The sequence below is a fragment of the Rhodovarius sp. genome, assembly GCF_040399605.1.
In the GTDB taxonomy this organism is placed as follows: domain Bacteria; phylum Pseudomonadota; class Alphaproteobacteria; order Acetobacterales; family Acetobacteraceae; genus Rhodovarius; species Rhodovarius crocodyli_A.
In genome coordinates this window covers 18,434-30,032 of record NZ_JBBARU010000045.1, presented here as the reverse complement: position 1 = coordinate 30,032, position 11,599 = coordinate 18,434, and the positions used below count along the sequence as shown (strand labels likewise).

Below are 11,599 nucleotides of genomic sequence, written 5' to 3'. Positions count from 1 at the left end.
CTCCCTTACCAAGGGAGTGCTCTACCACTGAGCTACGGCAGCGCGCCGTGGAGTTTCGACTAGCTTTTTGCCGATGACGGCGCAACCCCACCCGGCGGGGAAACTGTCACGGGATGGTCTGGCCAGGGCGCCGATCGCGATGCGCCAGGAATAAAAAAGGCCGCGGAGGTTACCCTCCGCGGCCGATATCAGGACAGGGAAAGGATCAGCGCGAGACTTCTTCCGCGTTGATGTCGTTGTCCTTGCTTTCCCGCACAAACAGGATGCCGATCACCGCGCAGGCCACGGCGATGACGATGGGGTACCACAGGCCGTAATACACATCGCCGGTCTGCGCGATCATGGCGAAGGCGGTGGCCGGCATCAGCCCGCCGAACCAGCCATTACCGATGTGATAGGGCAGCGACATGGAGGTGTAGCGGATGCGGGTGGGGAACATTTCCACCAGCGCCGCCGCGATGGGGCCGTAGACCATGGTCACGTAGATCACCAACAGGGTCAGGATGGCGATGAGCACGGCAGGCTGTTCGCGGAAGATGTCAAAGGGACCGGACATCTTCACCACTGTGGGGTTGGCCGCGACGGGGTAGCCCACCGCGGTGAGCGCCGCCGCCAGGTCGCGCCGGAAGTTCGGGTTGTTAGTGGCGTTGACAGGCGGCTGGTTGCCGACCGTCACCGTCACCGCGTCACCCGGCGTATTTTCGACGCGGTAGTTGACTGAGGCGCGGGCAAGTGCCGCCTTGGTCACGTCGCATGGCTGGGTGAAGGAGACGGTATTGGTCGGGTTGAACTGGAAGGAGCAACCGGCCGTGTTGGCCCGGACGACAACCGAGATGTTGGCATGCGCGGCTGAGAGTGCCGGGTTGGCCTCATGGCTCATAAGCTTGAAGAGCGGGAAATAGGTGACGGCAGCGAGCAGCATACCGCCGATGATGATCGGCTTGCGGCCGATCTTGTCCGACAGCCAGCCGAAGAGCACGAAGCCACCCGAGCCCAGCACCAAGCTCCAGGCGATGAGCATATTGGTGGTGAAGCCATCCACCTTCAGCACCGAGCCGAGGAAGAACAGCGCGTAGAACTGACCGGTGTACCAGACCACTGCCTGGCCCATGACAAGGCCGAGCAAAGCGAGCAGCGCGATCTTCGCGTTCTTCCATTGGCCGAAGGCCTCGCCCAGTGGCGCCTTTGAACGAGTGCCCTCGTCCTTCATCTTCTGGAAGGCAGGGCTCTCGTTCATCGAGAGGCGGATATAGACCGAGATGGCGAGCAGGAAGGCCGAGAGCAGGAAGGGAATGCGCCAGCCCCAGGCGGCGAATTCCTGTTCGCCCACAATGCTGCGCACGCTCAGGATCACGATCAGCGACAGGAACAGGCCGGCGGTCGCGGTGATCTGGATAAAGCTGGTGTAGAAGCCGCGGCGGCCATGCGGCGCGTGCTCGGCCACATAGGTCGCCGCACCGCCATACTCACCGCCCAGCGCCAAGCCCTGCAGGCAGCGCAGCACGATCAGGATGATGGCGGCGGAGATGCCGATGGTCTCGCTGCTGGGCAGGAGGCCGACGGCGAAGGTCGAGGCGCCCATGATCACGATGGTGACGAGGAAGGTGTATTTGCGGCCCACCAGGTCACCCAGGCGGCCAAACACCAGGGCGCCGAAGGGGCGAACGAGGAAGCCTGCGGCGAAGGCCAGCAAGGCGAAGATGTTGCGCGTCGCCTCCGGATACTGGCTGAAGAACTGCGCGCCGATGATCGCCGCCAGCGAGCCGTAGAGATAGAAATCATACCACTCGAAAACGGTGCCGAGAGAGGAGGCGAGGATGACCTTCTTCTCTTCCTTGGTCATGGGGCGGTTTGCCGCCTCCACGCCCGTGGCCATGGATGGAGATGCCATTATTTTTCGTCCCTCGCTTCCCAGATGGCCGTTTTCACGCGGCCCTTATGGTTTGAAATTGTGCTAATGTCGCCCTGTTACCGTGCTGGGGCGCCTGAGGAAATGCAATCTGGATAAAAGTTGATTTTTTGTTAGCTTTTGTCCTGCGTCATAACCAAGCTGCCATCCGGGCAAAGCACGGGGGGGGGGCGTACCAATTTAGCCTAGATTCCATGCGCAGGCTGCATTATGGCAGTTTTTTGCCGCGAAACAACGGGAATTCGATGCCAGATGGCGGCCAAGCCGGCGCTGCCTGAGCGACCGCGCAATGCCGGTAGACTGAAAATATTAAAATTTTTGTTAGATTTACGAACAAGCCCATGCAATTTCCTGCCCTGGCGGATGGGCCAGGGCCGCTGCAGGCATGGTCGGGTCTTCTCACAGAGTATCATCCGCTCAAACGGAATGGTTTGAGCGGATGATGCACGACAAACAAAGGCTAGAGCCGTCTCACCGTCTTCGCTCTCGGTGAAACGGCTCTAGGCGGGACGCTGCGGTCAACGGTTCCAAGGCGTGGTTTGCCACAATCTGCGGTACTCGGCCTCGCGATGGGCGAGGCGGGCGAACCAGGTATCATGCGGCTCATAGGCCAGTTCGGAATAACGCTGCTCCAATTGCTGGCGGAATTGCGGGTCCTGCGCGACCACTGCCGTGGCCTCACGCAGCCGGGCCAGGATGGGCGCGGGCGTGGCTGCGGGCGCCACAATGCCGCGCTCGGAGGCCATTTGGATATCCAAGCCGAGTTCTTTGAAGGTGGGCACATCGGGCGCGAAACGGCTGCGCGCCGCACCTGCATGCGCCAGGATGCGGGTATTCTCGGCATTGGCGGCCGAGGCGCCGAGGTTCAAGCCGCTGATATCCACCTGGCGCGAGAGCAGCGCGGTGCGCATCGGCGCATCGCCGGCATAGACCACATTGGTGATCCTTGTACCGGTGAGCGCCATGAACAGCACCAGCTGCAAATGATCATCGGTGCCCACGCCGGGGCTGGCGAAGGTGAGCGTATCGGGGTTGGCCCGGGCACGGGCGATGATATCGGCCACGCTGCGCAGCGGGCTCTGGGCATGCACCGTCATGGCCGAAGGGTCGGTCACCAGGCTGGCGATGGGGGCGAAATCGGCCAGCTTGAACTGCGCCGCGCGCTCGATGGGGATGGTCAGCAGCCCGGGCATATTGGTGGTGCCCAAGGTCAGGCCATCGGGCCTGGCCCGGGCCACCGCGGCCAGCGCCACCTCACCGCCGGCACCGGCACGGTTGGTCACCACGAAGGGCACACCCAACACGCGCTCCATGGCGGCGCCATAGCTTCTGGCGTCAAGGTCCGTGCCGCCGCCTGGGGCGAAGCCTACCAGGATTTCTATTGGGCGTTCGGGGCGCCAGGGTTGGGCTATTGCCGGGGTGGCCAGACAGGCCAGGACTGCTCTTCTTTTCATGTTTCTCCCTTCGACACTGGGGGAATGAATTCCCCCAGGCTCCTTTCTTTTTATCCGTTTTTTGCTCGGTCTTGCTCTAGCCAGGCCATGAGGCGGGTTAGGCCTTCTCGCATGTGCATCTGCGGCTCCCAGTTCAACACCCGCTTTGCTTCGCCGTGCACAATATCGAAGGCACCGCCGGAGGTCAGCCGCACCTTGCCGGGCGTCTCGCCGATGAATTCGGGCTCGGGGCCGCCACCGGCAATCTCGGTCACCAGGCGCACCAATTCCAGCGTGGAGATGGGCTCGGGGCCGGAGGTGTTCACGGCCACGTCGGTGGCCGCAGCCTCGAACGCCGCCGCATTGGCCCGCGCCAGATCACCAACATAGACGAAATGCTTGGTCTCGCTGCCATCGCCAAACACTTTTGGTGCGCGGCCGGCGCGCACGGCGTCATACGTCTCGATGATGTAAAGCGCATTGGCGGCGCGGTAATGCTGCCGCTCGCCATAGACGGTCGAATAGCGCAGCACGACATAATCCTGCCCGTGCTTTTGGAAGGCGGCGCGGCAGAGCTGCTCGCCAATGATTTTGGTGGCGCCATAGAGAATGGCGGCGGGCGGCGCGCCGGCGGAATGGAATGGCGTGCCCTCCACCAGATCGCCCTTGATGCCCGGGCCATAGCCATAGACGGCGTTGGAACTGGCAAAGACGAATTTGCCCACGCCATTATGCCGCGCGGCCTCCAGCGAATTCTGCACGCCACGGATATTCACATCCATGCCGGTCCAGGAATCGCGGTCCATGTTCAGCGTCATCAGCGCGGCGAGTTGCAGCACGCCATGCGCGCCTTTCTGCGCCGCCAGCAGGTCCGGCAGGCGCATCACATCGCCGCGGATGATTTTCAGGCGTGGATGATCGGCGATATGCGCCAGCGCCGCATCGCCGCCAAAGGCGAAATTGTCGAAGACGCGCACCTCGGCCGCGCCGCGCGCCAGAAGATGCTCGGCGGTGGCGGAACCGACCAGCGAGGCACCACCCACGATGCAAAACACATTGCCCTCAATAGGGACGGAAACACTCATCGAAACACTCCAGGAAGCCACAGCGAGAGCGCTGGGATATAGGTGACCAACATCAGCACGGTAATGCCGGCGATATAGAAGGGAATGCTGGTTTTCGTCGCCTCCCACATCGAAATGCCACCCACCGCGCAGGCCACGAACAATACGGGCCCAACCGGCGGCGTGACCAGGCCAATGCCCAGATTGAGAATCATCACCACGCCAAAATGCACCGGGTCCATCCCGAGTGCCTTCACCACCGGCAGGAAAATCGGCGTGCCGATCATGATCAGCGGCGCCATATCCATGAAGGTGCCCAGCAGCAACAGGATGATGTTGATGATCAACAGCGTCAGCAGCGGATCATTGGTGATGCCGCGCATCAGCGCCACGGTGGCAGCCGGCACCTGCAACAAGGCCATCAGCCAGCCAAAGGCGGTGGCGGTGCCGATGATGAGCATGACCATGCCGGTGGTGCGCACCGCCCCCAGCACAGCCTCGCGAAATGCCTCCCAATTGAGGCTGCGATAGACCAAAAGCGTAACCAGCAGCGCATAGAGCACGGCCACGCATGCGCTTTCAGTGGCGGTAAAAATGCCGCTGCGCACGCCGGCGAAGATGATGACAATCAACATCAGCCCGGGCAGTGCAGCCGCCGCCAGCCGGGCCAGCGCCCACCAGCCGGGAAAGCGTTCCGCCGGGTAGCCGCGCCTCACCGCCACCACCCAGGCGGTGAACATCAGCACCGCCATCAGCAGCATGCCGGGGATGATGCCGGCGGTGAACAAATCCGCCACCGAGATGGCACCGCCGGCGGCAATGACATAGAGGATCATATTGTGGCTGGGCGGGATCAACAGGTCGATCAAGGCGGCATTGGCGGTGACATTGACGGCGTAATCCGGCGCATAGCCGCGCTTGCGCATCTGCGGGATCATCACCCCACCCACCGCCGAAGCATCCGCCACCGCCGAGCCGGAGACGCCGCCGAACAAGGTGCAGGCCACGATATTCACCTGCCCCAGCCCGCCGCGCATATGCCCCACCAGGGCGGCGGCGAAGGCCACGAGATGATCAGCGATCCGGCCGCGCATCATCAGATCGCCGGCGAAGATGAAGAACGGGATGGCCAGCATGGAAAATACATTCATGCCGGAGGAGAGCTGCTGCACCACAACGATGGCCGGCAGGTCCAGATAGACCACTGTCGCCATGGCGGCCGCGCCGAGGGCAAAGGCCACCGGCGTGCCGATCAGCAGCAGGGCGGTGAAAACGCCCATCAGAATGGCGACTGCCATCTCAGCCATCCACCAGGTGCTGGCGGGGTTCGGGCAGTGGCAGGCCGCGCAGGCGGCAATGGATGCGCTCGGCCCCAAAGGCGGTGATCAGGGTGCCGCCGAGCACCATGGGCAGGTATTCTACCCCGCCGGGCAGGCCGGTGGTTGGCAGCGTCGCATCCCATACCCCTGCCGCCAATTCGGTGCCGAACCACACCATGCAGGCGCCAAAGCCGGCCACCACCGCGTCACTCAGCAGGGCGAAGATCGCCGCCACCGGCGCAGGCAGAGAATTACGCAGAATATCAAAGCCCATATGGGTGTTTTCCCGCACGCCGGCCGCAGCCGCGCCCAGAATCACCCAGCCCAGCAGCAGCATCGCCACCTGTTCGGCCCAGGCGGGGGTGTCATTGAGCACGAAGCGGCCAAACACCGCCCAGGCCACGATCACCACCATCACCACCATGGCAACACCGCCCAGCCACAGCGCCGCGGTGCAGGCGCGGTGCAGGAAGCGACTCACGCCGCTTCGCGAATACGGCTGACCAGGCCGCGCAGCCGGTCATCCCTGGCGAATTGGGCGTAAACCGGTGCCATGGCGCGGGCGAAAGCCTCCTTCTCCACCGGGTTGATCTGCGCGCCGCCAGCCTGCACGGCGGCGCGGGAGGCGGCGGTCTGCGCATCCCACAGCTTCCGCATTTCGCCCACACTCTCCTTCGCCGCATCGCGCAGAATGGACTGCAGGTCGCGCGGCAGCCGGTCAAAGGAGCGTTTAGAGGCCACCAGGATTTCCGGCGACATGGAATGCTCGGTCTCGGAATAGTATTTCGCCACCTCGAAATGCCGGGTGGAGTGGTAGCTCGGCCAATTATTCTCGGCCGCATCCACCACGCCGGTTTGCAGGGCGGAATAAACCTCGCCGAAGGGCAGCGGCGTGGCATTGGCATTCACCGCGCGCATGATGGCCACCCAAAGGTCGCTCTGCTGCACCCGCACCTTCAGGCCGCGCATATCATCGGGCGTGCGGATCGGGCCGCGGCGGGAATAGAAGCTGCGCGCGCCGCTGTCATAAAAGCACAGGCCGACAAAGCCGTGACGGTCCGCGCCTGAGACGATCTCGCTGCCGATCGGCCCATCCATCACCCGGCGCATATGCGCCTCATCGCGGAAGACGAAGGGCAGGCCGGGAATGGCGGTCTCTGGCACCAGATTGTTCAGCGGGCCGAAATTCACCCGATTGATGTCGATGACGCCAAAGCGGGTTTGCTCGAGCGTCTCACGCTCCTCGCCCAATTGGCGGGAATGGAAGACCTGCACCTTGAGCCGGCCACCGGAGCGCTGCTCGACCAGATTGCCCATGAATTTCACGGCTTCCACCGTGGGGTAGCCATCGGGATGGGTATCGGCGCTGCGCAGCGTGATGGTCTGCGCCGAGGCACGGCCGCCGAGCCAGGGGGCTGCGAGGGCGCCGAGCAGCAGGGGGCGGCGTGGGCTGTGCATGGTTGTTCCTCGACAGTGTTGTTTTGACCGCAAGGCTGCGCCGCGCGGCCGGGCATCGTCAAGCGGCGTGCTGCGGGCTACTGAGGGAAATTACCACGAAGAATGAGGCCTCCATGCCGCTCTCCCACCCCGTTGACCGCGAATTGCAGCACCAGCGCGATATCACGCTGAAGGGCTATCAGCGCAGCGATGGCCTGTTCGATATCGAGGCCAATCTGGTCGATACCAAGACTTATGGCTTCCCCAGCGATGATCGTGGCCAGGTGAATGCGGGCGAGCCGCTGCATGGCATGTGGGTGCGCATGACCATCGACACCGAGATGAACGTCATTGCCTGCGAGGCGGCGAGCGATTTTACCCCCTATTCCATCTGCCCCGGTGCCGCGCCCGCCTTCGCCAATCTGGCCGGGCTGAAGATCGGCCCGGGTTTCAATAAGGCGGTGCATGAGCGGGTGGGAGGTGTCAAAGGCTGCACCCATCTGCGCGAGGTGCTGGCGCAAATGGCCACGGTGGCGTTCCAAACGCTTTATCCCATCCGGGCCAGGCTGGCGCGCGAGGCCCGCAAAAACCGCGATGTGGCTGGCGAGCCGCCAACCCAGCCCGGCGCCAAGCCATCGCTGCTGGGCACCTGCCATGCCTATGCGCCGAACAGCCCGGTGGTGAAGAAGCGCTGGCCGGAATGGGCAGAAGACTGAGAGCCTGGACGCGGCGCGGTGCTGCGTTGATCATGCCCGCCATCGAGAAAAGGCGAGACCCATGACAAAGACAGCACTCATCACCGGCGCTGGGCGCAATATTGGCCGCGCGGTGGCCCTGGCCCTGGCGGGGGAGGGTTTTTCGGTGGTGATCAACGGCTCGTCCGACCGTGCGGCGGCGGAGAGCGTGGCGGCCGAGGCCCGCGCGCTGGGTGCGCGTGCGCTGGTCGCCATGGGCGATGTGGGGCAGCCGGGCGAATGCGCCCGCATTGCGGCCGAGGCCATTGCCGCCTTTGGTGGGGTGGATGTGCTGGTGAACAATGCCGCCCTGCGGCCGCAAAAGCCCTTCCTGGAGATCACGCCGGAGGATTGGCGGCGGGTGATGGCGGTGGATCTGGAGGCAGCGCTCTGGCTCTCCCAGGCCTGCATCCCCGGCATGCTGGAACGCGGCTGGGGCCGGATTGTGAATTTCACCGGCATGAACGCCATCCATGGCTATGCCGGGCGGGCGCCAGTCTCGGTTGCCAAACACGGGCTTTGGGGCCTGACGAAATCCATGGGCAAGGAATTCGGGCCCAAGGGCATCACGGTGAATGCGATCTCGCCCGGCCCCATCGCGGCCGATGACGAGGCCGAGCACCCCACCGCCTATCGCCAGGCGATGGTGGGGCGGGTGCCGGTGGGGCGGATGGGCCGTCCGGCTGAGGTGGCGGCCATGGTGCGGCTGCTCGCCTCCGAGGATGGCGGCTTCATCAATGGCCAGATGCTGGCGATCAATGGCGGGGCGGAGACTTAGGCGGCCATCAAAGCCGCATTGGTCATCAGATCCGCATATTTCTGCCGCATGTCGAAGAGGTTGGCTTCATGCGGCCCCAGCGCCCGGTCGCCCACGCAATCCACTGCCACGATGGTCCGCAAATCATGCTGCATGGCATCGACGACCGTGGCGCGCACGCAGCCCGAGGTGGTGCAGCCCCCCACGATGAGCGTATCCACCCGGCGCAAGCGCAGAAAGCCCGAGAGTTGGGTGTCGAAAAAAGCGCTGGCGCCGCGTTTACGCACCACCAGCTCGCCCGGGATGGGGGTCAGTTGCGGCACGATCTGCGAGAGCGGCGAGGTTTCGGTCAGTTTCAACAATGAGGGCGCCTTGAGGGTGAAGACGCCGCCATCGCTGCCATCATCGGCATAGACCACGCGGGTATGCGCCACCGGCCAGGCCTTGGCGCGGGCATGCGCCAGCAGGGCCACGGCATTTTCAATCGCCGGCCCGATATTGCCGCCGCCAAAATGCGCGGGGTCGGCAAAGCCCACCACGAAATCCACCAGCACCAGGGCGGGTGCTGCACCCATGCCGGAGGAATTGCCCATGCCTTGGGCCTGGTAGATGGCTTCTTCCGGATGGCTCATGCGACATCCTCCAGATCGCGCAGGGATTGGATCAGCGAGCCGCGCAGCAGGAAGGCGCGGTGCTTTTCGGCGCTCTCCACCGTGGCGCGCATTTCGGCGAAGGCTGCCTCGCGCTTGGCCGGTTCACGCATATTGAGGTTGTTGCGGTTGCGCAGCGCCTGGCTTTGCACAACCTCCACCGCCACCTTGCGGCGCTGGCGTTCGTAGCGGCCGAGCAAAGCGGGGTCGGCGCCCTGGATCACCTGGGTCAATTTCTCGGCCAGGTTGAAGGCGTCATGCACGCCGCCATTCATGCCCATGCCACCCAGCGGGTTGTTCACATGCGCAGCATCGCCGGCCAAAATCACCCGGCCCACTAGGTATTTCTCTGCCACCCGCTCATGCACGCGATAGGCGGTGCGGTGATGCACCTTATAGGGCGTGCCGGTGGGCAGCACGCCCTGCATGCGGGCCTCGATGCGCTCGGGGCGGAGCATGCCTTCCTCGGTCTCCGCCGGGTCGGTCGGCAGCAGCAGGCGCCACAGGCTGGCGGTGCGCAGCAGCACGAACCATTCCTCCGGGTCACTGATATAGGCGATATTGGCGAGATCGCTGATCGCCTCATGGAAGGGGAAGCTGGTGGAGAGGGTGAGGTAGATTTCGGGGATGGTCATGCCCTCGAAATTCACCCCCAGGGCGCGGCGCACGGCGGAACGCGCGCCATCCGAGCCGATCAGCCAGGTGCCGCGAATGGTCTCGCCATGTTCGAGCCGGACATCCACGCCATTGGCGTCCTGCGTCACATCCTGCACGCAGGCGCCGTATTGGAAGGTGACGTCGGGGTTGCTGGCCAGGCGGTCGCGCAGCATGCGGGTCAGGCGCCATTGCTCGCATTGCAGGCGATAGGGGTGGTTGGTGTCGTTCTTCAGCACGCCCAGATCATAGGTGGCGATGACGCCTTTTTCGCGGTCGCGCACCTGCCATTGCGGGCAGACGAGGCCTTGCTCGATCATCGCCGGCACCACGCCGAAGCGCTCGAGCATATCGAGGGTGGGCGGATGGAAGGTGCTGGCGCGCAGATCATCGGGCAGATCGGGCGATTGCTCCAGGATGGTCACCTTGATGCCCGCATCCGCCAGGCAACTTGCCGCCACCATGCCCACCGGGCCCGCGCCCGCAACCAACACATGATCCATGCCGCACCCCTTGGAAATTACCCTCTCGATTATGCCAGATAGTGGCGGCGCGCATCCCCTTTGCAGGATTGCGCTTGTCACAGGGCGGGTCCCCGCGTCAGGCTTGGCGAAAATATGGAGGATACCATGCCAAGAATCGCGCGCCGCGCCCTGCTGGGTGCCGCCCTGCCCGCCCTTGCCCTCGCCCAGCCGGCCTGGCCGGAGAAGCCCTGGCGGGTGCTGGTGGGTGGTGCGCCGGGCGGTGCCTCGGATATTCTGATGCGCATTATCGAGCCCAGCCTGCGGGAGGTGTTGGCGCATAGCTTCTGGCTGGATAATCGGCCCGGTGCGGGGGGGATGCTGGCGGCGGAGATCTGCGGCGCGGCGGCCCCGGATGGCTATAATTTCTTCATCAACCACATCGCCTCCAACGGCATTGGGCCGCATTTGCACCGCCGGCCGGGCGGCTTTGAGCCGAACCGGGACCTGGCCGGCGTGGCGCGCATCGCGTCGATGCCGAATTGCCTGATCGTCCATCCGCGGCATGGGTTTCGCACGGTGGCGGATCTGGTGGCCTTTGTGCGGGCCAATCCGGCGGCGGGCACCTTTGGCTCGGCCGGGGTGGGCACCTCATCGCATCTCTCGGGCGTGATGTTCGGCCAGAGGATCGGGGTGGACCTGACCCATGTGCCCTATCGCGGCACCGCGCCGAATATGCAGGCGGTGCTGACCGGGGAAATCCTGTTTGCCATCGACAATGCCCCTGCCTCGGCCCAGCAGGTGCGCGCGGGGCTGCTGACGGCGCTGGCGGTCAGCCCCGCTCGCCGTTGGTCGCAATACCCCGATGTGCCGACGATGCAGGAGGCGGGCATTCCCGATTTTGACGTCGCCAGCTGGTATGGGCTGGTGGCGCCGGCTGCCACACCCCGGCCGGTGATCGACCGGCTGGCCCAGGCCGTGCTGCGCGCCCTGGCGGACCCCGCGGTCGTGACCAAGCTGGCCGAATTCGGCGCCGATGCCTGGCCGGCGGGCCCGGCGGAATACCAGGCCTTTATGATCGCCGAGGAGACGAAATGGGGCCCGGTGGTGCGCGCGGCGGGGGCGACGCGGGGGTAGCGGGGTTTGGCGCGGCGCTGAGCCCCGGCTTGCCGAGGGGGCCA

General features: G+C 64.6%; 11 protein-coding genes. 3 read left to right on the top strand and 8 right to left on the bottom strand.

The window, feature by feature from the left end:
• Positions 1 to 205 precede the first annotated feature (205 nt).
• The 6 genes from ABWP84_RS12195 to ABWP84_RS12170 form a co-directional block, all read right to left on the bottom strand.
• A complete protein-coding gene (locus tag ABWP84_RS12195) occupies positions 206 to 1,876 on the bottom strand; it encodes an MFS transporter (RefSeq protein WP_353212309.1) in 1,671 nt (556 codons plus the stop codon).
• Positions 1,877 to 2,427: 551 nt separating this feature from the next.
• Positions 2,428 to 3,363, bottom strand: coding sequence for a tripartite tricarboxylate transporter substrate binding protein (locus ABWP84_RS12190; RefSeq protein ID WP_353212308.1), 936 nt, complete (start codon positions 3,361 to 3,363; stop codon positions 2,428 to 2,430).
• 50 nt (positions 3,364 to 3,413) lie between these two features.
• Positions 3,414 to 4,427 carry an NAD-dependent epimerase/dehydratase family protein gene (locus ABWP84_RS12185; RefSeq protein ID WP_353212307.1) on the bottom strand — a complete coding sequence of 338 codons (1,014 nt, stop codon included), beginning with the start codon at positions 4,425 to 4,427 and terminating at the stop codon, positions 3,414 to 3,416.
• Positions 4,424 to 5,704 carry a TRAP transporter large permease gene (locus ABWP84_RS12180; RefSeq protein WP_353212306.1) on the bottom strand — a complete coding sequence of 427 codons (1,281 nt, stop codon included), beginning with the start codon at positions 5,702 to 5,704 and terminating at the stop codon, positions 4,424 to 4,426. The genes ABWP84_RS12185 and ABWP84_RS12180 overlap by 4 nt, the downstream gene beginning before the upstream one ends.
• 1 nt (position 5,705) lies before the next feature.
• The gene (locus ABWP84_RS12175) at positions 5,706 to 6,206 is read right to left on the bottom strand and encodes a TRAP transporter small permease (protein ID WP_353212305.1); all 501 of its coding nucleotides are present in this window, start codon (positions 6,204 to 6,206) and stop codon (positions 5,706 to 5,708) included.
• Positions 6,203 to 7,183, bottom strand: a complete 981-nt coding sequence (locus tag ABWP84_RS12170; RefSeq protein ID WP_353212304.1) for a TRAP transporter substrate-binding protein — start codon at positions 7,181 to 7,183, stop codon at positions 6,203 to 6,205. Before ABWP84_RS12170 ends, ABWP84_RS12175 begins: the two co-directional genes overlap by 4 nt.
• A gap of 113 nt (positions 7,184 to 7,296) precedes the next feature.
• Between ABWP84_RS12170 and ABWP84_RS12165 the strand changes: the two genes are divergently transcribed.
• Both ABWP84_RS12165 and ABWP84_RS12160 read left to right on the top strand, forming a co-directional pair.
• Positions 7,297 to 7,878, top strand: coding sequence for a DUF2889 domain-containing protein (locus ABWP84_RS12165; RefSeq protein ID WP_353212303.1), 582 nt, complete (start codon positions 7,297 to 7,299; stop codon positions 7,876 to 7,878).
• Between the two features lie 61 nt (positions 7,879 to 7,939).
• Positions 7,940 to 8,674 (top strand): 3-oxoacyl-ACP reductase FabG, encoded by a 735-nt coding sequence (locus ABWP84_RS12160; RefSeq protein ID WP_353212302.1) that lies wholly within the window; start codon positions 7,940 to 7,942, stop codon positions 8,672 to 8,674.
• Here ABWP84_RS12160 and ABWP84_RS12155 read toward each other — a convergent pair.
• A complete protein-coding gene (locus ABWP84_RS12155; protein WP_353212301.1) occupies positions 8,671 to 9,285 on the bottom strand; it encodes an isochorismatase family protein in 615 nt (204 codons plus the stop codon). The two genes, ABWP84_RS12160 and ABWP84_RS12155, sit on opposite strands and share 4 nt — an antisense overlap.
• Positions 9,282 to 10,460 carry an NAD(P)/FAD-dependent oxidoreductase gene (locus ABWP84_RS12150; protein ID WP_353212300.1) on the bottom strand — a complete coding sequence of 393 codons (1,179 nt, stop codon included), beginning with the start codon at positions 10,458 to 10,460 and terminating at the stop codon, positions 9,282 to 9,284. Before ABWP84_RS12150 ends, ABWP84_RS12155 begins: the two co-directional genes overlap by 4 nt.
• A 126-nt stretch (positions 10,461 to 10,586) precedes the next feature.
• Between ABWP84_RS12150 and ABWP84_RS12145 the strand changes: the two genes are divergently transcribed.
• Positions 10,587 to 11,555, top strand: coding sequence for a tripartite tricarboxylate transporter substrate binding protein (locus tag ABWP84_RS12145; protein WP_353212299.1), 969 nt, complete (start codon positions 10,587 to 10,589; stop codon positions 11,553 to 11,555).
• Positions 11,556 to 11,599 lie beyond the last annotated feature (44 nt).